General features: G+C 41.3%; 25 protein-coding genes. 16 read left to right on the forward strand and 9 right to left on the reverse strand.

The window, feature by feature from the left end; all coding sequences use genetic code 11:
* Nucleotides 1-118: 118 nt before the first annotated feature.
* Nucleotides 119-556 carry a hypothetical protein gene (locus GVT53_RS04050; protein WP_166247542.1) on the reverse strand — a complete coding sequence of 146 codons (438 nt, stop codon included), beginning with the start codon at nt 554-556 and terminating at the stop codon, nt 119-121.
* A gap of 324 nt (nt 557-880) precedes the next feature.
* A complete protein-coding gene (locus tag GVT53_RS04055; RefSeq protein WP_166247543.1) occupies nt 881-1,630 on the reverse strand; it encodes a hypothetical protein in 750 nt (249 codons plus the stop codon).
* 252 nt (nt 1,631-1,882) lie between these two features.
* Here GVT53_RS04055 and GVT53_RS04060 point away from each other — a divergent pair, with 252 nt between their 5' ends.
* The 11 genes from GVT53_RS04060 (at nt 1,883) to GVT53_RS04110 (ending at nt 14,823) form a co-directional block, all read left to right on the forward strand.
* Nucleotides 1,883-2,371, forward strand: coding sequence for a Dps family protein (locus GVT53_RS04060; protein ID WP_166247544.1), 489 nt, complete (start codon nt 1,883-1,885; stop codon nt 2,369-2,371).
* A 136-nt stretch (nt 2,372-2,507) separates the two neighbouring features.
* A complete protein-coding gene (locus GVT53_RS04065; protein ID WP_166247545.1) occupies nt 2,508-4,445 on the forward strand; it encodes a sigma 54-interacting response regulator in 1,938 nt (645 codons plus the stop codon).
* A gap of 377 nt (nt 4,446-4,822) precedes the next feature.
* Nucleotides 4,823-5,512 carry a hydrolase gene (locus GVT53_RS04070; protein ID WP_166247546.1) on the forward strand — a complete coding sequence of 230 codons (690 nt, stop codon included), beginning with the start codon at nt 4,823-4,825 and terminating at the stop codon, nt 5,510-5,512.
* A gap of 42 nt (nt 5,513-5,554) precedes the next feature.
* Complete coding sequence (locus tag GVT53_RS04075; RefSeq protein WP_166247547.1) at nt 5,555-7,339, forward strand: amidohydrolase; 1,785 nt, start codon at nt 5,555-5,557, stop codon at nt 7,337-7,339.
* Nucleotides 7,340-7,350: 11 nt separating this feature from the next.
* Complete coding sequence (locus GVT53_RS04080) at nt 7,351-7,650, forward strand: phosphoribosylpyrophosphate synthetase (RefSeq protein WP_166247548.1); 300 nt, start codon at nt 7,351-7,353, stop codon at nt 7,648-7,650.
* A 117-nt stretch (nt 7,651-7,767) separates the two neighbouring features.
* Nucleotides 7,768-8,703, forward strand: coding sequence for a ring-cleaving dioxygenase (locus GVT53_RS04085; protein WP_166247549.1), 936 nt, complete (start codon nt 7,768-7,770; stop codon nt 8,701-8,703).
* Between the two features lies 1 nt (nt 8,704).
* Nucleotides 8,705-9,334, forward strand: coding sequence for an alpha/beta hydrolase (locus GVT53_RS04090; RefSeq protein ID WP_166247550.1), 630 nt, complete (start codon nt 8,705-8,707; stop codon nt 9,332-9,334).
* A gap of 237 nt (nt 9,335-9,571) precedes the next feature.
* The gene (locus GVT53_RS04095) at nt 9,572-10,618 is read left to right on the forward strand and encodes an alpha/beta hydrolase (protein ID WP_166247551.1); all 1,047 of its coding nucleotides are present in this window, start codon (nt 9,572-9,574) and stop codon (nt 10,616-10,618) included.
* An 87-nt stretch (nt 10,619-10,705) separates the two neighbouring features.
* Nucleotides 10,706-11,536, forward strand: a complete 831-nt coding sequence (locus GVT53_RS04100) for an alpha/beta fold hydrolase (protein WP_166247552.1) — start codon at nt 10,706-10,708, stop codon at nt 11,534-11,536.
* 25 nt (nt 11,537-11,561) lie between these two features.
* On the forward strand, nt 11,562-12,347 hold the full coding sequence (locus GVT53_RS04105; protein WP_166247553.1) for an alpha/beta hydrolase: 786 nt from the start codon (nt 11,562-11,564) through the stop codon (nt 12,345-12,347).
* A 184-nt stretch (nt 12,348-12,531) separates the two neighbouring features.
* Nucleotides 12,532-14,823: a tetratricopeptide repeat-containing sensor histidine kinase gene (locus tag GVT53_RS04110; RefSeq protein ID WP_166247554.1), complete on the forward strand. Its 2,292-nt coding sequence runs from the start codon at nt 12,532-12,534 to the stop codon at nt 14,821-14,823.
* 261 nt (nt 14,824-15,084) lie between these two features.
* Here the strand turns inward: GVT53_RS04110 and GVT53_RS04115 are convergent, their stop codons facing one another.
* Nucleotides 15,085-15,522: an NADPH-dependent F420 reductase gene (locus GVT53_RS04115; protein ID WP_166247555.1), complete on the reverse strand. Its 438-nt coding sequence runs from the start codon at nt 15,520-15,522 to the stop codon at nt 15,085-15,087.
* Between the two features lie 94 nt (nt 15,523-15,616).
* Nucleotides 15,617-16,486 carry an SDR family oxidoreductase gene (locus GVT53_RS04120; RefSeq protein ID WP_166247556.1) on the reverse strand — a complete coding sequence of 290 codons (870 nt, stop codon included), beginning with the start codon at nt 16,484-16,486 and terminating at the stop codon, nt 15,617-15,619.
* A 136-nt stretch (nt 16,487-16,622) separates the two neighbouring features.
* Here GVT53_RS04120 and GVT53_RS04125 point away from each other — a divergent pair, with 136 nt between their 5' ends.
* Nucleotides 16,623-17,048, forward strand: a complete 426-nt coding sequence (locus GVT53_RS04125; RefSeq protein WP_166247557.1) for a winged helix-turn-helix transcriptional regulator — start codon at nt 16,623-16,625, stop codon at nt 17,046-17,048.
* A gap of 171 nt (nt 17,049-17,219) precedes the next feature.
* Here GVT53_RS04125 and GVT53_RS04130 read toward each other — a convergent pair whose 3' ends face one another.
* Both GVT53_RS04130 and GVT53_RS04135 read right to left on the reverse strand, forming a co-directional pair.
* A complete protein-coding gene (locus GVT53_RS04130) occupies nt 17,220-18,011 on the reverse strand; it encodes an SDR family NAD(P)-dependent oxidoreductase (RefSeq protein WP_166247558.1) in 792 nt (263 codons plus the stop codon).
* A 42-nt stretch (nt 18,012-18,053) separates the two neighbouring features.
* The gene (locus GVT53_RS04135) at nt 18,054-18,635 is read right to left on the reverse strand and encodes a TetR/AcrR family transcriptional regulator (RefSeq protein ID WP_166247559.1); all 582 of its coding nucleotides are present in this window, start codon (nt 18,633-18,635) and stop codon (nt 18,054-18,056) included.
* Nucleotides 18,636-18,951: 316 nt separating this feature from the next.
* Here GVT53_RS04135 and GVT53_RS04140 point away from each other — a divergent pair, with 316 nt between their 5' ends.
* From GVT53_RS04140 to GVT53_RS04155, 4 genes are all read left to right on the forward strand, one after another.
* The gene (locus GVT53_RS04140) at nt 18,952-19,536 is read left to right on the forward strand and encodes a TetR/AcrR family transcriptional regulator (protein ID WP_166247560.1); all 585 of its coding nucleotides are present in this window, start codon (nt 18,952-18,954) and stop codon (nt 19,534-19,536) included.
* A gap of 12 nt (nt 19,537-19,548) precedes the next feature.
* Nucleotides 19,549-20,424, forward strand: a complete 876-nt coding sequence (locus GVT53_RS04145) for an alpha/beta fold hydrolase (RefSeq protein WP_166247561.1) — start codon at nt 19,549-19,551, stop codon at nt 20,422-20,424.
* Between the two features lie 125 nt (nt 20,425-20,549).
* Entirely contained in the window at nt 20,550-21,383 is an 834-nt protein-coding gene (locus GVT53_RS04150) for an SDR family NAD(P)-dependent oxidoreductase (RefSeq protein WP_166247562.1), read from the forward strand.
* Nucleotides 21,384-21,390: 7 nt separating this feature from the next.
* Nucleotides 21,391-22,302 (forward strand): helix-turn-helix domain-containing protein, encoded by a 912-nt coding sequence (locus GVT53_RS04155; protein ID WP_166247563.1) that lies wholly within the window; start codon nt 21,391-21,393, stop codon nt 22,300-22,302.
* 44 nt (nt 22,303-22,346) lie between these two features.
* Here the strand turns inward: GVT53_RS04155 and GVT53_RS04160 are convergent, their stop codons facing one another.
* Genes GVT53_RS04160 through GVT53_RS04170 form a run of 3 tightly spaced genes read right to left on the reverse strand, consistent with a single transcriptional unit; the run spans nt 22,347 to nt 24,803 of the window.
* Nucleotides 22,347-23,135, reverse strand: a complete 789-nt coding sequence (locus GVT53_RS04160; protein ID WP_240905134.1) for a phosphatase PAP2 family protein — start codon at nt 23,133-23,135, stop codon at nt 22,347-22,349.
* A gap of 37 nt (nt 23,136-23,172) precedes the next feature.
* Nucleotides 23,173-23,775 (reverse strand): phosphatase PAP2 family protein, encoded by a 603-nt coding sequence (locus tag GVT53_RS04165; RefSeq protein ID WP_166247564.1) that lies wholly within the window; start codon nt 23,773-23,775, stop codon nt 23,173-23,175.
* Nucleotides 23,772-24,803: a glycosyltransferase family 9 protein gene (locus GVT53_RS04170; RefSeq protein ID WP_166247565.1), complete on the reverse strand. Its 1,032-nt coding sequence runs from the start codon at nt 24,801-24,803 to the stop codon at nt 23,772-23,774. Before GVT53_RS04170 ends, GVT53_RS04165 begins: the two co-directional genes overlap by 4 nt.
* Nucleotides 24,804-24,820: the final 17 nt, after the last annotated feature.

A 24,820-nucleotide genomic window follows, 5' to 3' on the forward strand; every position in this document is an offset into this window, starting at 1 on the left:
TATTAGAACACAGGATAAAGTGTTGACTGTAAGGTGGTTGAAAATGCTACTTTCTTCCAGTCATCCCTAATTAGAGAAATTGGAAAAACAGATGCTTCTTATTAGAGATTAACATTTATTACTTGGCTAGTAATCTATATCCAAAACCCGGACCATCACATGGAAGGTAACCTCCATTGAATATTTCCTTTTTGTTCAAAATAGAAATATGCTCTTTAAGCGAGCTACCACAGTTTTGAATCAAATAACTTTCTTCTTCATACTCAAATTCATAATACTTAGAGTCTTCTGATTGAATCAAAGTATAACTGCCCGTTGCAATACTGGTGCTATCGAGGTATACCCTTCTTTTGACAAAGTGATTGTCAGAATAAAGCTCAATGAATTCATTGAAATCCAAGTCCTTCTTCTCGATGATTTTTCCCGACATACCTGCATTGATATACTGAAGTTCAAAAAGGTTGTTACCTTGAAGGTCAATTTCTTCATCTGTGCTGTCACAAGACTGATTGGTCATTAAGAAAATCATTGAAAGGAATATGGCAAGCTTTTTCATGCTATAAGGAATTGAATTATCTATTAGATACATTGAACCTTAATTCGTTGCTTATCAAAAAAATACCTAAATTAGGGGTGTAAAACTCCCATAAGTTTTGCCTCTGGATGTTCCGATTTGAACACGGTTCAGGGTTCGGTTAACTGGTCTCGGTTAACGATGTAAAATAATTAAAATCAACTATTTACGTTTAAAGGGATGGGCCTGCCATTCCGACTTTATCAAATGTAAAACTGGCAATACCAGTATTGCCAGTTCTTTCAATCTGTCCGTAAATGATTCTGTTTACTCTTATTAAATAGCCAATTAGTGTGCTAAAATGTATTATTTGACTCGATAAGGCAATGAAAGATTTCCGCTGGCCACCGAATAAACTTGATAAACACCAAGCATGGGCTTATTGGTGCCGGCATTGCCGGAATGATTTGAAGATGCCAGATCTCCGGTATTGACTTCCATATAGCACGCCACCGCATCAAACTTGAAATCGGTTTTAAAGCTCACCCTGTATTCCGGAACGATTACCTTGATAGTATTTCCCGTTGTCACCACATTAAACCCCGGACTGTCCATATACATTGGCATTCCCGGGTTGTTCGCAGGCAGCTTTACCGATGTATCGTTCTTATCATATTGTTTTACCGACAGTTTCCCTGCCACCCTGTCATCTTCCACCAATACCACCCAATGGGGATGCCAAATGATGCCATCGTTGTTGTAATCCCTATCCGCATCCTCATCCCACATTGGGGTGTCATCAAAATCGGGATGGGAGGTCAACGCCATGGCCACAATCCCCTCCGTATCGCTAAATCCAACATCTTGCGGCTTTAAGGTGGTGGGGAAAACGTATCCCAAAACAGGTGCCCCGTTCAATTGACCGACAGGTTTCGGGGTTGTGTCCCCTGCCTTACCCTTTACCTTGATTTCCCATACTAGGATTCCCAAATCCTTGTTTCGGATGACTTTGGTGGATTCAATCTGAAGGTTTTTGTTTTCATAACATTTGCCACAAAATGACATTGCAGCTGGTCCAACCAAAACCATCAGTGCTAAAAGAAAGCATTTTTTCATGATTAAAGTTTTTAATGTTTCAAAGGGAAGACCATTTTTAGACCAAATCACAACTTGTTGGTATTGAGAATCTTGTGAGAATATCAGACGATGAACTATATCTTTAAATCGCTAATTATTCATATAGCGTTAATTTCTGGCTTTTCCAAACCCCTTTATACCGAAGCCCTTATCCTGTGAAAAATGGAATGTTTTTTGCCCCGCCGATTTATGTAGAAAAATTTTGAACAACACATCTAAAATCAATCTTTCATGAAGAAATTGAGTCCAATTGGTCTGGAAATAGACAAGTCCAAAGAAATTGCGTTCCACCTGAACCGTTTATTGGCGCACTATCAAGTATATTACATGAATACCCGAGGGTTTCACTGGAACATCAAGGGCAATAAATTTTTTGAGCTGCACGCAAAATTTGAGGAACTCTACACTATTGCCCTCACCAATATTGATGAAGTAGCGGAGCGAATCCTTACGCTCGGGGAAGTGCCCATGCATAGTTATTCCCAGTATTTGGAGGTTTCTGAAATACCTGAACGCAACAACATTTCCGATGGGGATGAAGCCGTCAGCCTTATTGTGCAGGGAACCAAAACCTTATTGAAAATTGAACGCAAACTACTGGAGCTTGCCAGCGAGACAGGTGATGAGGGAACCAGTGCCCTGATGAGCGATTACATTCGCGAACAGGAAAAAACGGTTTGGATGTATTCCTCTTTTCTGGGCAAATCAGATAGAAACTAGAGTTGTTTGTGCAATTGCTTTGGCGAAATAGCACAAATCTGTTCAAAAATTGACGAAATATGACCAAACAGGTAAAGTCAAAATCAATGCGAGTAAGTTTTTTATTTAAATTTAATCGGTTCTTTAGCGGATTGTCATGAAGAAACAAATACTCATTGTTGAGGATGAATTCATTGTGGCCAATGATTTGTCCAACATTCTTCGAAATGCAGGGTATGAGGTAGCCGGAATAGTGGATTCCTATGGGCTGGCCATGAAGAAGATTTCTGCAAGCAAACCCTATTTGGCCTTGCTGGATATTCGCTTGAAAGGGGAATTGACGGGTATCGATTTGGCCAAACAGTTGATAAAACAGAATATCCCCTTCATTTTTATATCCGCCAACTCCAATAGGGCCATTTTGGAAGAAGTCAAACCCACAAAACCCTATGGATTTCTGGTAAAGCCCTTTAGGGCCAAGGATGTGTTGGTGGCTTTGGAAATTGCATTCTATCATCATGAGCATTCCAAGAACATGGGCAAAATCTTGGAGCAGAACCTCGTTGATGGGATCAATACGCTCCAGCAGGGATTCGATGCCACAAAAGGCATTTGCACAGAATTCACCCAAGTTTTCAGGCCCTATATTTCATTTGACTATTTGGAACTGACGCCCAATCCAACGTATTTTGGGCAGCATCCCTTTGGGTGCTTCAGGTTGGGACTGAATGAATACCAATCCATCGGGTTCGACCAACTATCCTCCATCACTTCAATGCGCAAGGAAGTACTGAACGAAAAGTTTCTTCAATCAACATACGAGAAGGTCCCCACAATTTTGGATACCGAAGAATTGACAGCTTCATTCGGTCAGAATCCATTCAAGGAATTGATTGTCAACGCATTCAAATTGAAATCCCAAATGTCGATTCCCATTCCATTTTCAGGGGAGCTGTTGCACTTGAATTTTTTCCACAAACAAAATAATATCTATAGCAACAATGATATTGAGGTGTTGGTTAAACTGACGCCCCAAATTGGTGAGGTCCTTGCCAAATGTTTAGGGGCCAAACAAATCGAAAATCAAAGTGCAAAGGTTACCAAACCATCTCCGGGCAAGACACTGGATTCGCCCAAAAGTTTTGAGGGTATTGTTGGAAACAGCCCGCAGTTGTTGACTGTTTTTGATCTTATTCGCAAAGTGGCCCCTATGGAAACCAGCGTGCTTATATTGGGCGAAAGTGGAACCGGAAAGGAATTGATAGCCCGGGCCATCCACAGCCTTTCACAAAGGAAGGATTATCCTCTTGTTACCATAAATTGTGGTGCACTGCCGGAGAATTTGATAGAATCCATCCTTTTTGGCCATGAGAAAGGCGCTTTTACGGGGGCGTTGGACACAAAAATTGGAAAGTTTGAACAAGCCAATGGGGGTACCATTTTTTTGGATGAAATAGGGGAAATGCCCCTGAACCTGCAGGTGCGACTGCTGCGGGTGCTCCAAGAAAAGGCCATTGAAAAGGTGGGCGCTACCAAACCCCAAAAACTCGATATCAGAATCATCGCCGCAACCAATAAAAACCTCGACAAGGAAGTGGAAGAGGGGCGGTTTAGGCTTGACCTTTATTATAGATTGAACGTTTTCCCCATCCTTTTGGCCCCTTTGCGGGAGAGAAAACAGGATATTCCATTGTTGGCACGGCACTTTGTGGATAAATTTTGCACGTCACAGGGAAAGGAACCCATGGAAATCGACGAATATGGACTGAAGAGTTTATTAGAATATGATTGGCCGGGCAATATAAGGGAACTGGAAAACTGCATTGAAAAGAGTATCCTGCTCGCAGACGGGGATACCATTGGGGACGTTCACTTGCCTTTTAACAAATCCGGTCAGCAGTCAAAGAGTTGGGATTTGGAAAGAGTACGGTCCATCAGCGAGCTTGAACGGGACTACATCATACACATCCTAAGAAAATGCAAGGGCAAGGTGTTTGGAAAGAACGGAGCCGCGGAATTGTTAAAAATCCCTACATCGACCTTAAACTCCAAGATGCGCAAATTGGGGATTGATAAAAAAGAAATCAACATGTGATTTCAAGGCTTTATTATGTGCAATATCTTCCTGAATTTATCGTGATACGATCCTCGCATCAACGCATACAGATACATATCCACATGGGTCAAAGATGCCCCCTTTTGATTTTTTACCCCAAACCAGTTCCGTACTTTTTGCAAATTGTAAGGGAACGGCCTTAGCAACCACCTCCACCTAATAAATGCCTTAGATCACTTTTTAAGCATTTAGATAAAAGGAAAGAAAACCTTCATATTTAGACAATCCATCCCTTTTTTGGCGAAATACCACAAAAAGAACACATCCAGGCAATCCGTAAAATACTGAAAAACAAATAGTTGACGGTTTGGCTTTTTAATTGTCCGACGTTCCGTATTAACCAAAACTAGAGTACAATGAAAGCAAAAATTTTTATCGCACTGGCAATTCTAATGACCCATTCAGGATTTGCCCAAAAGCCTAGCCCCGAACTTTTAGATCCCACAAACCACACTTTGGTGTTGATAGACCATGAAAGCCAAATGGCATTTGCCGTTCGGAACATTACCATTGATGAACTCAGGAACAACACCGCAATGGTGGCCGGGGCCTCAAAAATATTCAAGGTGCCCACGGTGGTCACCACTGTTGCCGAAGAATCCTTTAGTGGCCCCGTGTTTCCCGAAATTGAATCCTTCTATCCCAAAGCCACCTCCAATTTTATTGACAGGACCACCATGAATGCCTGGGAAGATGCCAATGCATACAAAGCCATTACAGGCAAGGGCAAGAAGAAAATAGTGCTTGCGGGCCTGTGGACCAGCGTATGTATCGTTGGCCCTGCCTTGTCCGCCCTAAGTGATGGGTATGAGGTGTATGTGATCACCGATGCCTCAGGGGATGTTTCCATAGAATCCCATAACCAAGCAGTTACGCGAATGGTGCAGGCAGGCATAAAGCCCATGACTTCCATTCAATATCTATTGGAATTGCAACGGGACTGGGGCCGGCAGGAAACCTATGTGCCCGTTACCGATTTGGTCAAAAAATATGGTGGGGGTTATGGCATTGGGATTATCTATGCCCATACCATGTTGAGCCATTGAGGTGTTCTTTTTTCAAGGATGTAGTCCATATATAACAAAGCGATGAAAAAGTCCAAAATCCTAGTTCTTCTGTTGTTTACGTTTTTGATCATATCCTGCAAGAAAAAAAAGGATGTGCAAAAAGAGACCGCCGACCTTATCGTGTTCAATGCCAAGGTCGCCACGGAGGTCGAGGGTACTTTTGCTGAGGCTTTTGCGGTGAAGGACGGGAACTTTCTAAAAATAGGAACTTCCAAAGCTATTTTGGAACTGATAGGGGATGACAGCCGGGTCATTGATGCTACAGGAAAAACGGTCATCCCCGGGCTCAATGATTCCCACACCCATCTGATACGGGAAGGACTCAACTACAATTCCGAATTGCGATGGGATGGTGTCCGGTCCATCAAGGAAGCATTGAACATGCTCAAAGAACAAGCCGATAGAACACCCGATGGACAATGGATACGAGTGGTTGGCGGATGGGGGGAACATCAGTTTGAGGAAAAAAGATTGCCGACATTACAGGAAATCAATGAAGCTGTTCCCGATCATCCTGTGTATGTTCTCTACTTATATTCTTACGGTTATTTGAACCAAAAAGGCATCGAAACATTGGGGTATGACAGTGAAACTCATTTTCCCGGAGGGGAAGTCCAACTTGAAAATGGGAAACCCACTGGGTTTTTAGTGGCAAAGCCAAGTGCATTGTTGTTGTACAAAACGTTGACGCAGTTGCCCAAATTGACCCCCGAGGAGCAAGTCAATTCAACCTTGCATTTTTATCGTGAACTGAACCGACTTGGCGTTACAAGCGCCATTGATGCCGGGGGCGGTGGACAATATTATACCAATGACTATAAAATAGCCAAACAGTTGGCCTCGGAAGGGAAACTTACGGTCCGAACTTCATATTATCTATTTGCTGTGGATAAGGGAACAGAACTATCCTTTTTCAAAAAATGGGCGGACACGTTACGTTCCGGCTCCAATGATGATATGTTCAAACCCAATGGCTACACCTTTATGGGAGCAGGGGAGAACTTGACTTGGGAGGCCGCGGACTTCGAGAATTTTTTGGAACCACGGCCAGAATTAAAGGAAATCATGGAAACGGAACTGGATTCCATCGTGACCCTTTTGGCCAAAAACAAATGGCCCTTCCGAATTCATGCCACCTATAATGAATCCATTACACGGTTTTTGGATGTTTTTGAAAAAGTGGATCAAAAATACCCATTCCTAAACCGAGTAAGGTGGATCATTGATCATGCAGAAACCATCGATGACACCAATATCCAAAGGATAAAGAAAATGGGCGGCGGCATTGCCCTTCAGAACAGGATGTTTTTTCAAGGGGAATACTTTGTGGACCGATATGGGGCAGAACAAGCAAAACAAACGCCATCCATTTCCAAGATCATTCATGCCGGAATTCCGTTGGGGCTCGGGACGGATGGCACCAGGGTATCGAGCTACAATCCCATGCTAGCACTCTACTGGGCCATAACGGGCAAAACATGGGGTGGTCTGCAGCTTTATGACGAGGACAACAGGCTTTCCAGACATAAGGCTTTGGAACTCATGACCCATGGTAGTGCCTGGTTTTCAAATGAGGAAAGCGCGAAAGGATATATCAAAGAAGGTATGTATGCCGACTTTGCCATCCTATCCGATGATTACTTTACCATTCCCGAGGAAGATATCAAAGAGCTTACTTCCGATCTCACGGTGGTTAATGGAACCGTGGTCTTTGCAAAAAACGAATTCAAAGCATTGGACCCTCCTATGCCCGAAGTCATTCCAAATTGGTCCCCAGTGAAATACTTTGGGGGATATCAACATTAACAATCATACAAATGATCACTTATGATACATTGTCCGAAGCGATAAAGGGCAAGCAGGATAAAGGATACTGGTTCAATTTTAATCTCAAAAAAGACCACATTTCCTGCCCAGAATTAAAAAAGCATTTTATGGCCGAGGAGTTCCATGTGGACTGTTTTTATCGGTTTGAAGGCGATACCAACCCAGATGATACGTCAATTCTCTATGCCATTAGTACCACATGTGGGGTCAAAGGTTTGCTGGTGGACGCCTATGGCGTATATAGCGAGGGACTATCCACAGGCATCATGGACAAGCTCAAAATGAAGTAGCACAATTTGGAAAAATGAAAACGCTCTTTGGTTTGATATTCCTTTCTTGGCAGATTGTCGCCCAGACCAACAATTGAGGATTGGAATTCAAAATATGAACTATTAAAAATCTTGATCATGAAAAAGGAAATATTGGGGCTGCACCATATCACGGCCATAGCGGGCGATGCCCAGAACAATTACAAATTCTACACTGAAGTTTTGGGCCTTCGGTTCATTAAAAAGACCGTAAATTTTGATGACCCCGGCACCTATCATTTTTATTTTGGGGACAAGGTTGGTAACGCAGGTACCATTTTGACCTTTTTCCCGTGGGGAAATAATATTCCCACAGGGAGAAGAGGTTCCGGGATGGCAACTGAAATTGGCTATTCCGTACCTGTGGGCAGTTTGGAATTTTGGATGGACCGTTTTGAAAAGCATAATGTCATTTACAACAAACCTGCACAAAAATTCAATCAACAATACCTTTCCTTTTTAGATCCAGATGGTTTGAAATTTGAGCTGTTTGAAACTGAAAATGACCAGCGAACGCCATGGACCACCGAAGGGATAAGCGCGGAACACGCGACCCGAGGTTTTCATAACATCACTCTCACATTAAACGATATTCAAGGAACGGCTGAAGTTTTGACCTCCATTTTCGGTTATGAATTACATTCACAAGAATCGAATCGCTATCGCTATGTGACCAGAACCGTCCCCAATGCCGCATTGGTCGAACTGGTTGAAATCCCAACGGAGAAACGGGGCCATGTTGCCAATGGAACCGTGCACCATGTTGCCTTTCGGGTCAAAAATGATGAAACCCTGCTACATTTTAGGGAAAAAATTGAAAAGGCTGGATTGAACATCACCCCGCCCATAGATAGAAACTACTTTCATTCGCTTTACTTCAGGGAACCCGGTGGCGTTTTGTTTGAAATTGCCACGGACAATCCTGGGTTTACCGTGGACGAATCCGAAGAGAACCTAGGCATGGGCTTAAAGCTCCCTGAAAAGCACGAGCACCTTAGACGTATGTTGGAAGAAAAACTGGTCAAAATCAACTAGCATGGACTTCACACCTTTGAAATACATCTACAGACCAGATGGAATTCCAGATGCGAATACACTCCTACTGCTGCATGGTACTGGAGGCAATGAGGAAGATTTGATTCCTTTGACCTCTGAATACGGGGACGGATTTAATATTTTAAGTGTTCGGGGAAATGTACTTGAACATGGAATGCCCCGTTTTTTCAGGCGATTGGGCATGAGCATTTTTGATGAGGAGGACCTAACCTTTAGAACCCATGAACTGGCCAACTTTCTGATTGAAGTAGCGAAGAAGGAAGGCTTTGATAGTTCCAAACTTATTGCTTACGGTTATTCCAATGGAGCCAATATTGCCGGGGCCCTGTTACTATTGTATCCCGTGTTTCTGAAAGGGGCCATCTTGCTCAGGCCCATGAAACCCTTCCAAGTGCTACCGCAGATTTCCCTTAAACATCAATCCTACGTTTTCCTTAGTTCAGGTCGTACGGATGGGACGGTAAATATCGTTCACGTCAAGGAATTTGCAGAATACCTACAAGAAGGAGGATATACGGTGGAGTCCTATTTGGTTGATGCAGGGCACAACCTTTCCAAGGAAGATATTGCACTTTCGGTAGCTTGGTACACGCAGCATTTTACCGAATGAGGTTTGAATTAAAAATGATTGGGGTGACTCCAAAACTGTATTGAATCAAAAAAGGTGGAAATCATTGGATTACCACCTTTTTTGTTTGGATGGACTATCCAAATACGGCCATTTATTTTCGAATTGGCGAAATAACAACAAAGAGGAAGTGATAAAATTCACCAAGATGCTGATAATCAATTAAATGAATATGTGGCACCATGCTTGGCTTCCATTTGGAAAATAAACCATTAAGTCATGAAAAAATCAATTCAATCAAAACTGGCAGTTACCTGTTTTACGGTGATCACAGGAACGGCATCTGCACAGGCAGTACTAAATCCCGATGTGGACCCTGCCATTGAAAAGGAAACCAAAGCATTTCTCCACGCCCTCAACAGTAGTGGTGGCGATCCCATGGAGACCATGGACCCGGAAGATGCCAGAAAAGTTTTGGAAGGGGCCCAATCTTCTGTGGAAGTTGACCTTTCAGGAATCAGCGTTGAAGAAAAAACCATTGTTCAAGATGGGATTTCCGTAAAGATCTACATCGTACGGCCCGAGGGCAAAACAGGGAAGTTGCCTGTCTTTATGTTTTTTCATGGGGGAGGATGGGTCTTGGGCGATTTCGCAACTCACAAGCGCTTTGTACGGGATTTGGTGGTTTATTCTGAAGTGGCCTCGGTCTTTGTGGAATATTCAAGATCTCCCGAAGTAAAGTATCCCACCGCAATCAATGAAGCGTATGCAGCAACAAAGTGGATTTCAGAGCATGGAAACGAGGTCAATCTGGATGGAAAAAATCTTGCCATTGCCGGTAACAGTGCTGGAGGAAACCTAACAGCAGTGGTGGCCCAGATGGCCAAGGACAAAAATGGGCCAAAGATTAAGTTCCAAGTCCTGTTCTGGCCCGTAACGAACTTCAATGTGGAGACGGCCTCCTATAACCAATATGCCGAATCCCGATTCTTGACCAAGAACATGATGATTTGGTTCTGGGACCATTATTTGCAAACCAAAGCGGAAGGAAAGGAGAAATACGCCAGTCCACTCCAGGCTACATTAGAAGACATGAAGGGGTTGCCACCTACCTTGGTACAGACCGCAGAGAACGATGTCCTAAGGGATGAGGGCGAAGCGTATGCTAGAAAACTAAATGAGGCAGGGGTACCCGTTTCGTTGGTTAGGATGCAGGGAATGATTCACGATTATGGGCTGCTCAACCCCTTGGCGCACTTGCCCGAAGTGCAATCTGCTCTTCGTTATGCGGCCAGTGAGATAGCCTTTGCACTAAATGAAAAATAATTCAGGCCACATTTTCCTGTGAAGAGGAAACTGATTTTGTTGATTCCTTCTAAAGTCTATTAACCTATTAATAACAACATACTAAAAATGAAAACAAAATATATAGAACTCTCTGATGCCAAGATAGCCTATCGAGAAATAGGCAAAGGGCGACCCCTGATCATGTGTAACCGTTTTAGGGGCACTTTGGACACTTGGGACCCGTTATTTCTGTCCTCGATGGCAGAACACTTCAAGGTGATCATTTTTGATTATCCCGAAATAGGATATTCTACAGGGAAATTCCCGAAGGATATTACTGGACTTGCCAAAATTCTCCATGATATAATTCAAGAATTGGGGTTGAATGAAGTAGTCTTGGCAGGTTGGTCCTTTGGCGGGTTTGTGGTACAGGCGGCTGCATTGGAATATGAGGGGCTTGCTTCACACCTTATCCTCATCGGGAGCAACCCCCCCGGTAAAAACCCCCATACCTTTGAGTCCATCTTTCTGGAAAAGGCCTTGTTGCCAAACTACACGCTGGAGGATGAAATCATTCTCTTTTTTGAACCCGAATCCAAATTCAGTGTGGAATCGGGCAAAGTCTCCCATGATAGAATCTATGAAAGCATCGATGTGGGCAAAATACCTACCGCTAAGGAAGTGTTCAATATGTATTTTGTCGCCGGGGATGCCTATAAAGAGGATAAAGAGAAACTAAGAAAACGATTGACGGAAACCGGAATGCCTGTGCTGGTACTTCATGGGGACCATGATGTAAGCTTTCCCATTGAGAATTGGTTCCTGCTGCTCCGCCAGATGAGGAACGCACAGTTGGTCATCTTCACAAAAACAGGTCATGGGCCCCAACACCAGTATCCCGAATTGAGCTCGGAATACATCGCTGACTTTGTTGGGAATTCATTCAATATTGATTAGACGGGAATAAAATTAATCCAAGCATATGAAAAAACAGCCTTCAAAAACCATAGTATTTATTACTGGGGCCTTTGTGACCCATTTGGGATGGAACAATTGGAAAAAGTTCTTCGAAGATGCAGGGTACACCTGCTACAACCCTCCTTGGTTACATAAGGACGACACGCCTGAGAGGCTCAGGGAAAAACATCCAGACTATAAAAAGTTGACCGAGCTTCGGTTATCGGAATTGTTGGATTATTATGAGGATTTCATCACTTCGCTCCCTGAAAAACCAATATTGATTGGTCATTCTACAGGAGGGTTGATGGTTCAGGTATTATTGCAAAGAGGTGTTGCGGCTTCAGGAATTGCCATCCATAGTGTTCCGGCCCAAGGCGTTCTTTCGTTGAAATTCTCCTTTTTGAAATCACATTGGGCACCATTGGGATTGTTTAAATCGGCAAACAAGACCTATTTGATGACCTTGGAACAGTGGCAATACGCCTTTACCAATGGAATGTCCCTTGCAGAACAGGAGAGATCCTATGACGAAAACGTGATACCTGAATCAAGAAGGCTGTTGAGGGATTGTCTATCAAGTGTTGCAAAGGTGGATTTCAGCAAACCACACCCGCCTCTTTTGTTCATTTCGGGGAGTACTGATCATATCATTCCGGCCTCCTTGAATTATTCCAATTTTAAAAAGTACAAGCAAAATGGAAGCATTACGCATTATAAGGAATTTGAGGGCAAAAACCATTTTGTGCTGGGGCTTCCCACTTGGAAGGATGAAGCTCGTTACAGCTTGGAATGGATTGAGAGCAATTAAACGATGATTACACAACAATGCCCAATTGATGGCGGAAAATCTGAAAAAGGTAGAACCAATATATGCAAAAAAGTAAATAGTAAGTTTTATTAAGTCTTGGATAGGCCAAAGCCAATGTAAAAGGAGCCAATCTATGATTTAAATTTGGTATGGGATTCTCCAAATTAATTTGATCAAGCGTTCTATGAACAAGGCACTTTTTATAACTATGGTAGTTTTTATGCTTGTGTCTTTGCTTCCACTTAGGGCCCAACAGGTCCTTGATCCAGAAATAAAGATCAAAGAACTTAGACGTCAGCTTGCAACCGACAAAACAAAGGAGGACACTACACTTTTCAATCTTCATTTGGATTTAGGGAAATGGTATCTGGAAAGAAATACCGCGCAGAAAGCTTCCGTGGACAGTGCGGCATTTTTTTTTGGAAAAGCCATGGATTTTGCAGAAACTCTTCATGATAGGCAAGCTGAGCTAAAGGCTTTGGCCGGTTATTGTGAAGTGTTTTTCAGAAAAAAGCAACTCGTGAGATGCGATGAATGTTTCAAGAAAGTAATCGATGGGCACGAGGCCAACGGTGATGTGGAGATGCAGGCTCAAACTTGGTACAGACGGGGTATTATGATGTGGCGTTACAATGTAAGCAATGCGGCCAAGTACACGGAAATGCTCAAATATTATGAAAATGCCTTTTCACTCTATTCCCAACTTGGGGAATCAGGAAAGCTTGGTACACTTGAAGTACGGGAAGCCATTGCGGATATGCATATGTGCCAAGGGGAATTGAACATTGCGGACAAGGAACTTCGTGAAATACTCCAGGAATATCAAGAAATGAACCATCCCAGGTTACACCCTGTTTACTATTTGCTTGGCGTTACCAATCGGTTAAGGGGAGATTTGGACCAAGGCCTTTTTTATGCGCTTAAATGTGTGGACAATGCAGAGGAAATCAATGAACCCTATCAACTCGCCAAATATTTGGGCGTTGTCGGTGATATTTATAGAGAGTTGGATAATCCCATGGAGAGCATCAAATGGTACAACAGGGCTCTTTATGAGTGGGAGTTTAACAAGTCCCTTGGATACGACGATAATATGCCTTACAGGTTCCTTCACTATTTAATTAAAAGTATGATCATTCTTGGTCAGGGGGATAACGCCCTGTTGAAATTACAGGAATTTGAAAATAAGTTTCCACCCAAGGATTTGGAACCAATGGCCTTGATAGCCGGTGCGAAGGGTATGGTCTATAGTTCACTTAAAAGGTACGAACTTGCCGAGGACAACTATAAGAAGAGCCAATATTTTTTTCGGCAAATGGAAGGACCATGGCCCATTTATCTTTCTGAGTTGAACCAAGAGATGGGAAATACATATCTCGCCAAAAATCAATATCCCGAAGCCAAAATACATCTGCTAAGGGCACTGGCCTTCTTCAGTGGACATACCGCCATGTCTCGAAGAAGAGAACTCTACCATTCACTTTTTCGGGTGGACTCCGCACAGGGTAATTACACCGCGGCCATTGAATCCTATCAAAAATATAAGCTTACCAACGATTCCATTTTTAATGAAAAAAAAAGCAGACAGATAGAAGAGCTGGAAATACAGTATGAAACCTCTAGGAAAGAAAATGAAATATCCAAGCTGCAAAACGAAAGTGCTGTCCAGACCAGTAGATTGCGGCAGACCACGCTGACCAAAAACTTTACCCTTGGGATTTTGGTCTTGTTCTTGATAATTATAGGACTGTTGCTTCACAGTTATTTTTTAAACAAGAGGACCAACCGGCTTTTGGCCATTCAAAAAGGAGAGATAGAAGATAAAAATGTACAGTTGCAAGTTTTGGTGGAGGATAAGGAATGGTTGCTCAAAGAGGTCCATCATCGGGTAAAAAACAATTTGCAAATCGTGATGAGCCTTCTAAATACCCAATCCTATTTCTTGAAGAACGAGGATGCCCAAAAAGCGATACAAAACAGTCAGAACAGATTGTTCGCCATTTCGTTGATACATCAAAAATTGTATAAGACCGATAATCTGGATAGCATTGATATTGCTTCCTATATGGAGGATCTTGTGCACCATCTCAAAGAAAGTTTTGAACATCCCGATCAGATCCTTTTTGATTTGAATGTGGAACCCATTATGTTGGATACATCACGTTCGGTTCCGATAGGCCTGATTTTGAACGAGACGATAACCAATTCAATAAAGCATGGATTTCCCAACAACAAAAAAGGAACCATCAAGATTCAGATGAGGCGAAAGGGAAAATTTGGTTGTTTTCTGACCATATGTGATGACGGTGTAGGATTCGCTGAAATTCCAAATGTCAAAAATGTTTCCTCCCTTGGGTTCTCTCTAATTAAGGGATTGTGCAAACAACTCAATGCCACATTGTCCATCAAAAGTGAAAAGGGGGTTAAAATTTCCATATTCTTTGTGACCGAAGGAACCATTGCCATGGATAAATAAACTTGGAGGTCTATTCGATTTTAAATTTTCATCATAATAAGTAGTGGCCGGTTCGGTAACAGAACCTCTCGCATTTTTGAAAAGCATGGTGATGCCCATCTCATTTTCGTTTGAAAGGGAAATATGAGAGCCAAGTTCCGCATCAAACCTTTCAATCTGCCTAAACCTGCATTAATTTTAATTTTCAATTGTAAAATTGAAAACGAAAAGATGAAATATTATTACTACTTTTCTGTAAAGTTAAGCACATTAAGATTGTGTTTAAAAGTTGTTTTTTGTTTTCCGTGTTCTTAACGGGAATGACCTTAAGATTTGGGTGTTAAAACATTGATATTTAAATACTTGTAAAACGGATGTGGTTTCTGCAACGATAACACCCGTTGGCTTTTCCAATTTGGGAGAATCGCCGTCCTTTGTAAAATTGTTGCTTACATCAACGACTATTTTTCCTTTAAGCTGTTTCTTAAGCTTATTTAGGACATCGGGTATATGCCACCACATCACAGCTAAAATTATTACATCTGCATTGCAGGCATCTTCGTTTGTACCAGCCGTGGCTAATGTTCCGAGTTCTTCCACAAGGGGCTGTAATGATTCAATACCCCTTGAATTCGAAAGTGTAACGGGATAGCCTGCTTTTATCAATTTCTTTGCAAGTGCCTTGCCTATCTGCCCTGCACCAATAATTCCTATTTTCATGTGTTTTTTTAGAGTCTTACTTTGTTAGTATTAAAGCGATGTGACTGAAAACATATATGCTCCGCCACTTCGTTTATTAAAACTTGGAATTATTTTAAACTAAAGTTGGTTCCATGAGCTCTTTGAAAGTTTTTGTCTTTCTGCCTAATAATCGCTCTAAGTCACCTGATTGATGTTCGAATTCACCTCCTTCAATGGCCAATACCCAACCTGTAATAAATTCGGCAACATGACGAGGGACCCCTTGGCCAACTATGCCATCCATATATTCTTCGGCTGTTATGGTATTAAAAGAAACAGGTTCTCCTTTTAGTCCCGAAAGAATCTTTGCTATTTCAGAAAACGAAATCGTATGTGATGCACCTAATGAATAGGTCTTATTTTCATGTCCGGGGGTAGAAAGTATTTCAGCATGGGCTTCTGCCAATTCATCTCTTGTCGCAGGTGCCATTTTTCCATTCTTGGCTGGAACGTTTATCCCATTTTCATAAGGATTTGGACCATAGTAGGCCGATAGAAGATCGGCAAAAGGTGGATGATATACAACGGTATAATCAAGCCCTGAGGATTTGAGCACTTGTTCCGTAAAAAGGTCCGATTCCGTGACTTCGGACATAATACGTCCAGAACCTTCTTTGCGCATAATGGACATATAGACCACGTGCTTTACGCCCATTTGTCGGGCAGCGGTAATAACATTATAGTGTTGGGTAAATCGGTCTGTAAAAGCTATTGCACTGGTTAGCATTATTTTGTCAACACCTTCAAATGCACGTAGTAAGGAATTGTAGTCAAGATAATCACCTTCACGTATTTCCACGCCTTTCGCTGCTAAGTCTTTCAGTTTTTCTTTATTCCGAGCAAGTCCGATAACTTGACTTGCGGGAACATTTTTCTTTAACAAATGTTCAATTGTACTTTTTCCAACCACGCCTGTGGCACCCGTAACTAAAATTTTTGTCATGATGTAATATCTTTTTACTTTAAATAATTAATTTTGCTTTCAATATGCAAGTGTTAAGTTGATTATAATACTTGCAAAATGCAAGTACAAAAATATATAATCACTTTTAATATGCAAGTAAAAAATATCAAAATTTATGAAAACAACTGAAATGCGTTCCGATTGCCCTATAAGTTCGTCATTGGATATTTTCGGAGACAAATGGTCGTTACTGATCGTTAGGGATTTAATGTTACATAAATCCCGTACTTACGGGGATTTCACAAAATCTGCGGAAAAAATAGCAACGAATATATTGGCGAACAGGTTACAACTATTGGAGGATAACGGAATAATCATCAAATTACCTTACCCGGGTAATAAGGTAAAAGGACTGTATAGATTGAGCCCAAAAGGTGTTGATTTAATACCCGTTTTAATTGAAATTGCGTTATGGGGAGGGAAGAATATCCCTGACACCGATAATAGTTCGCCGTTCCTCCAGGAAGTAAAAAGGAACAAAACAAAGTTCCTCAAAAAGATTATGGATAATCTATTGGAGGAGGAGACTAATATCGGTTAGGCCCGCGATACTGCGAAACACTTCCCTGAAATTATCAAGAAGTTTTTACCAATGATTTTTTCCGATTTACGGTTTGTAATCAAGGAATTTCCAGAGCACATTCTTAAATAGGGCAGGAGGGGATTTTAAGAATCAGATTACAGGGATTTGCTGATGTTTTCTGTGTACATCTCAAATGGTTTTTAATGCTCCGGAATCTGCTCTTAAAGATGCTCCGTTTGTCGCAAGGGATAAAGGACTGGATACGTATGCTACTAAATAGGCTATTTCACTTGGATCAATAAATCGCTGTAATAGCATATGAGGATTTGATTGTTGTAAAATTGCGGTTTTCATTGCTTCAATATCCAAGTCTTGAGCCCTTGCAATTTGCTCAATTACTTCTGCAACCCCATGGGAATAGGTTGGTCCGCCCAAAATAGTGTTTACGGTAACCTCTGTTCCTTTGGTCAACTTGGAAAGTCCATTGGCGATCGCTGACATTGCTGATTTTGTCATTCCGTAATGGATCATATTTTCAGGTACATTCACTCCTGATTCACTACTGATAAAAATAATTCGTCCCCATTTTTTATTCAGCATCTTGGGCAATAGTTGGCGAGAAAGTCTGACACTGCTCATTACATTTATTTCAAAGTATGTGTACCAGTCTTCGTCTGTAATACTCTCAAAGTCCTTTACGTCAAAGATTCCAACATTGTTGACCAAAATGTCAATGTCTTCAAGTTGCGTTAGAAGTTTTTCGACTTCCGCTTTCTTGGAAAAGTCTGCCGATAGTGCTGATATGTTTGCCTTGGGGAATTGCTCTTGTAGTTTTTCTTTTGACTTTTCCGTCCTTAATTTGTGTCTTCCGTTTATGGTTACATCAACCCCTTCTTTTATTAATTGTTGTGCAATGGCAAAACCAATGCCTTGTGTCGATCCACTAATAAATGCTCTTTTACCTTTTAATTTTAAATCCATTTTATTTTTGTAATGATTATTAAAAAAATAATCAAATTTTTTTTAGTTGATTATTTGTAGCTGTAATTCAATTTGCTGTTCCAAAATTTCTTGATCTGGGTAAATACGCCGTAATGAGTTGATTCCGCACCAAAGGCTAATTAGATATTTCCCTAATGTAGTTGCCGGTATTTTTGATTTGATCTTTCCTTTTTTTTGTTCTTCTAGTATGGTAGCCGTGTACAGCTTTTCTGTTTCTTTTAAAATTTCTATCGCTTCATTCTCCAATTCATCATCAATAAAAGTCATTTCAATGATGGTATTGGCCACAATGCAACCCCTTAAATGGGACCTATGATCAGTATCCACGATGGTGCGAAAGTGATTTTTGATCAACTCCGTGGGATTGTCGCTATTTTCCAATTGACGACGGAACTCCTTTAAATCCTCTCTTCGCTGTTGGAGGGATTTTTTGAAAAGTTCCTTTTTTCCTCCTTTGAACGTGTTATAAAGGCTCCCGGCCCCGGCCCCGGTTGCTTTGCTCAATTCGGACAGGGATGTTGCACTAAATCCTTTTTCCCAAAATAATTCTTGGGCCTTTCGGATTACGTCCTTGTCTTGATGAATACTTGGCCTTCCCTTCATTTTGTAATATTTATTACAAAAATAATAAAATATCCGAATGTCAACGTCAAAGGTTTTTTATCTTTATCCATAAGAGCTGGAATAATTGGCTACGGGATGCATAAAATTACTAGGTCTCCTAATCTCCCCTTTTGAAGTTTCACATACCACCAGACGAAAATTATGGAAATAAAAACTCCTATATCGGTTTATTTCAAGCAACAACAGATTCAGGAAGATGAAGAAACCAATATGGTATGTTAGTTGCAAAATTTGTCTCCTAAACTTCCCCTTATAATACTGAGTCAACAAATTTAATTAAAAATATGTCACGTAAATGAGACATATTGCATATGTTTGTGACATGATAAGTACTAGGACTAAAATTATATCTGCCGCAGTGAGATGTTTTAGGACCAACCCATCGGATACCTTGGAGAAGGTTGCAGAAGAAGCTGGGGTTTCCCGTAGAACATTGCATCGCTATTTTGAAAATCGTGAGGACTTGATCGATTCTTGCAAAAATGAGATGTTGGTTAGTTGTAACATGGCGATGACGACAGCTTATGAAAGTGATCCAGATCCCATTAAAAAAATAAGGAACATGCTTTTTGCCGCTATTGAGCAAGGGGCCAATTATGCATTCGTTAAAAGAATCTACGAACGCAGCAACTTCTCTGATCTGGAGATGAAAAAAGAGTTTGAATCCGATGACGTCAAATCAAAATGGTTGAACCTTATCAACGAACTTCAAAAGGCTGAACGAATCAACCCGGAACTGACCATCCCCTGGATTTTTAATTTGTTCGGATCGATCATTGAGACTGCAATCTTTGCCGTCGAATCCGGGGATGTCGCCAAGAACGATAGTAAGAATTTTGCATGGATTTCCTTTAAGGGGGCCATCGCATTAAAAGAATAAAATTATATCAATATGACTCCATACAGAACAGAAAATCTTATAAAACAAATGCCAGGTTTTTCCAGTTGCTTGGAAAAGGTCAATGGCATACACATCCACTATGTCATGGGAGGTAGCGGTAATCCATTGATATTGTTACCGGGTTGGCCCCAGACATGGTGGTCATACCACCATATTATGCCCTTCTTGGCGGAAAAGTATACCGTAATCGCGGTCGATTTGCGCGGGATGGGCGATAGTGATAAACCTGAAGAAGGATATGCCAAGAAGCATATGGCCAATGATATCATGGAATTGATAGCTGCCTTAGGATACGATAAGGTGCATATGGCAGGACATGACATTGGAGCCAATGTAGCCTATTCGTTTGCCGTCAATTATCCAGGAGCCATTGGTAAACTGATTCTTTTGGATACGCCTCCCCCTGATGAAAATATGTATAAGCTTCCTATGTTGCCCGTAGGGATGCCCGTGTACCCCTGGTGGGTCGCTTTTAACCAGTTAAACAATCTCTCGGCCCAACTACTGGAAGGACGTTTTGAGTTGTTGTTGAACCACCTTTTTGAAAAGTTGCTCGTCAATAAAAAGGGTATCAGTGATTTTGACCGCTCCGTCTACCTTCAACACTATAACCATAAGGAAAATATAAGAGCGGCCAATGCCTGGTACCAAACCTTTGGTCAAGATATTGCAGAACATAAAAACGCTTCTAAAATTAAAAAACCGACAATGGGAATAGCATCATCCGCTAATTATGACATTCTGGATAATTTTCTGTCCCATAATGCTCATGAACATGAAATGATGGAAATTAAGGATTGCGGTCATTTTCTCCAAGAGGAGAGACCCGACCAAATTGCAAGGGCAATCTCGGATTTCTTGGATTGAACTTAAATAGGATAATCCTCTACCGATGAGATCTATACCATTATCTTGAATTTAAAAACGTTTATCCTTGATTTGAAAACGTCATACATCTATGTGCCCTGTAGTTTTGTAAAAAAACAAATAGTATGAGCACACAGAAAGTTTGGTTTATTACAGGAGCCTCCAAGGGGATGGGTCTTGAAATAACAAAAGCAGTTTTGGAAAACGGAGGGTATGTCATCGCAACTTCCCGAAACACGGATCTCCTCCTAGAAAAAATTGGCGATTACAAGGATAATTTACTTCCTGTAGAATTGGACATCACGAATGAAAAGGATATACAAAATGCTATTTCCAATGGCGTTGAAAAATTTGGACGAATAGACGTTGTGGTCAATAATGCAGGCTATAATCTTTTGGGAAATATTGAAGAACTAAGCGATTATGAGTTTAGGAAAACAATGGATGTAAATGTTTTTGCCATGGCCCATATTATCAGAAATATTCTTCCAACTATGCGTCAACAAGAGTCTGGGCATATTATCAACACGGCATCAATGATGGGCTACATGAGTTATCCTGGAAATGGGAGCTATAGTGCCTCTAAATATGCGGTTATTGGGCTATCTGAAGCCCTAGCCCAAGAAGTGGCTCCTTTTGGCATAAAAGTGACTATTTTGGCTCCAGGAACCTTCCGTACAAATTTTATGAGCGAGGAAACCCTCAATGTTGCACAAAACAAAATTGACGCCTATAATCTAGATAAACAGATTGAACAGTTTACGGGATTTGATGGCCAACAACTGGGAGATCCCAAAAAATTGGCGGAAGTGTTACTTAAGATTACCGGAATGTCCAATCCACCTTTGCATCTTCCCTTGGGTTCTGATAGCTACAATGCTATACTGGAAGTCCGTAGAAAGGAAAGGGAAGAAATGGAACAATGGAAAGACTTATCTTTATCCACTGATTTTGAATAATCTAAGCGTGAAAAAAGTTGCTCCTTATAAAATTGAATCAATTTCTGAACTCCATAGTTTATTTGGCCTTCCAAAGCCCGATCATCCTTTGATAAGTGTGATTGATTTTGAATTGCTAAAGTTTGATGATAATAAGGTTTGGAGCAGCTTTTTCTATGATTTTTATTGTGTGGCCTGTAAAAAAGGGGCTTCGGGAAAATTCAAGTACGGACAAGGTCATTATGATTTCGATGAGGGCGTCATGAGTTTTACCAGACCTGGTCAAATTTTTTCGGTTACGAATCCTACAGATGACCCAGTGTCGGGTTATATGCTCATTTTCAAGCCCGAGCTCATTCGGCATTATGAATTGGGTAAGGTCATTGGAAATTATGGGTTCTTCTCTTACTCCACTGCCGAGGCCTTGCACCTTTCGGAAAAAGAGGACAAAACAATGATGAACCTTATGCATCAAATGCAGGATGAACTGAAAAATAATATTGATCATTATAGCCAAGATCTAATCGTTTCCCATATCGACCTGCTTCTCCATTATGCAAAGCGTTTTCACAATCGGCAGTTTCTGACACGAAGTGCTGTAAGTACCGATTTAGTGGCCAAGATGGAAGAATTGATCGATTCCTATCTAAAAAGTGATGCTGCACTTTCGGGTCTGCCCACAGTCGACTTTTTTGCCGAAAAACTCAATGTATCCCCTAATTATTTGAGTGATCTGTTGAGAAATGTTACCGGAAAAAATGCGCAAACACATATTCAGGAATCCGTAATTGACAGAGCCAAAGAACTACTTACAACAACCAATTTAAGTGTTAAGGAAATCGCTTTTGATTTAGGTTATGAGCGTCCCCAATCATTTAGTACAATGTTCAAAAAAAAGACGCAACAAACCCCGCTGCAATACAGGGCATTGTTCAATTGAAAAAAATACAAGTGCTGGAGAAACAGTTGATGCCTCAACCTACTTTAAAATCTCAGCGTTAGCCCCAATCCATATTCCCTTCCATTATAAAAGGGCATCACAATTCCTGTTGTTTTTTCCTTGTCCTTGAAAAGGGTATTCTTGATGATTGGATGCAACCAATACGCAATTTTAGTGCTTAAAATTCCGATACCAGCACCTGTGGCAATATCGGTCAACCAATGCTTTTCGTTGTGCAATCGGAACAGACCTGTCCCGGCAGCTACCACATAGCCGGCAACTCCGTACCAAACCGATATATCCTTATATTCTTGATACAAAAACTCCGCACCCATAAATGCTGTGGCCGTATGCCCTGAGGGAAAGGAGGTGGAGGAGGAGCCATCCGGTCTAATGACCTTTGTGGTTCTTTTAAGGATGTTTACAGAGCCTCCCATAAGGAGATATGCCGTTCCCAAAACAATGGTCCTATCCTTAAAATTATGCTTACCTTCTATGCCCATCGCATTTAGGGCATATACGGATACAAACGGACTATATTGGGAAAAATCGTCTATGTTTAATTTCCTGTCATCATGCTCCCTAAATTCATTTCTTGTTCTGTTATCGATATCCTTTAAAGTAAGACTCTCCTGTCCAATAACTCCATATCCGATCAAAACAGATGGGATGATGAGGGATTTGTAATTGAATGCATTGGATTTCTTATTTATTGTAGAGTCAATGGAAGCGTTTTGCCCGTGAACCATAGAAGCTGTTGAGTCCACTAACACGTTTTGTCCGTTAACCTTTAAAACGGACAGAAATAGTATGAATATTGGTATTTTACGCATTTTTGTTTATTTTTTAAGTAATCTTTCCCCATAGGCATTAAAATTTATAGGTTAGACCAATCGTAGGGGTGTTATCCATAAAGCCTGAAGAAATTCTGAGTTTCTTCTGTCCTTTATACCTTTTGGTGAACAAATAACCCATACCAATTCCTATTGCGGCACCTGCCACCACATCCACACCATCATGCTTGTTTGCTTCGATCCTGGTATACCCAACATACCCTGCCAAGAGATAGGCTGGAATGCCATATTCCCACCCGTATCTTTTTTGTACAAATGCAGCACTCGCAAATGCCACGGAAGTGTGTCCGGATGGAAAGCTATTGTTGTTTTCACCATTTGGCCGCTCTTTGTTTATGGTCAGCTTTAAACCATAGGTTACTGCAAGGGTACCCGCCAAGGCCTTGGAAAATTGATAGGTTCCTTTTTGACCATCTTGCCAAATGAGTGTGGAGCCCATGGCCAAAGCTGGCATGGTAACAAGCAAAACATCTCCTGCCGTTTTATGGGCATTTTGCGATGGCGTCAGAGGTTCCACCTGCCCATATACTGATGACGAACCCAAAAATACAAGCACAACCAGAGCTCTAAAACCGCACAGACTTCTCTGTAAAATTGTGATGTTGTCTATGCGTCTCAAGCTGAAGTGTCTAGGTTTGGATAAAGCGAATTTTTAACAACTGCCATCAAAGCATCGAGTTCAACCTCATTGGTGTTTACGGCGACACTGCCCTCGTTGTAAGGCTTGTATTTTTCTGCATCCGTGACGGAGAATAAACCAATGGTGGGGGTAAGCGACGAGCTGGCCAAATGCATTACTCCGCTATCGGCTCCAATGAAAACATCAGTATTTGCAATCATAGCCGCCAATTCCCTAACACCATTGGAATACAAAACAGGGGCCCTGAAACCAATCTTGGAGCTATTTTCTTTGGAAAGTATTTCAATGATGTTTACATCCGGAAATGCTTTCTGTAAATGTTCATAGAAATCAAGCCACCATGTTTTTTTATAGCTTTTGTGCGTGTATAAGCAAATGGTCGGTTGTGCGTTTTGGACGATGTCATACACAAAACTGCCGCCATGTATCAGTTCATCATTCGCAAGTCTCAGGTCCAGGTTGGGCGGTAGCCCCTCATTTGCCTTGATTCCCATAATGGGCAAAAAATCCCTCAAGGAGTGGATCACTTGCTTCGCGATATGTCTTTCTTTTTTATCCGCTTCGCCATCACCCACGAACTTGAAGCTTGCCTTTGAAATGCTCGTAAACAGTTTTCCAGAGCAAGATTCCTTGGCGGCATTTATGGCCAGATCATATTTCTTGCTTCTGAACCGAACAAATGTATTTAGATACGTTATGGGACTTTTGAAGGGATTCCGCGGAAATGCAATGACTTGATTGACGATGTCATAATTTTGAAACAGTTGAATTGCACAGGATTGGTTGACCAGCAGATCAATTTTGCTATTCGGAAATGTTGATTCCAATTCCTGGACTAAAGGTTGAAGCAACAACAAGCTTCCCAGCCTGTGATTCGGTCTACAGACTAGAATCTTTTTTATGGCATCATTATTACTGACCGTTTCACCTATCTTGTTTGTAAAACAACCTGAAAGAAGCCCAAATGCCTTCCTCTTTATGGTGATGAAGATTTTTTTCGGATCCATTTCTAAAATTTATGTGT

This window comes from Flagellimonas oceani (genome assembly GCF_011068285.1).
GTDB lineage: Bacteria > Bacteroidota > Bacteroidia > Flavobacteriales > Flavobacteriaceae > Flagellimonas > Flagellimonas oceani.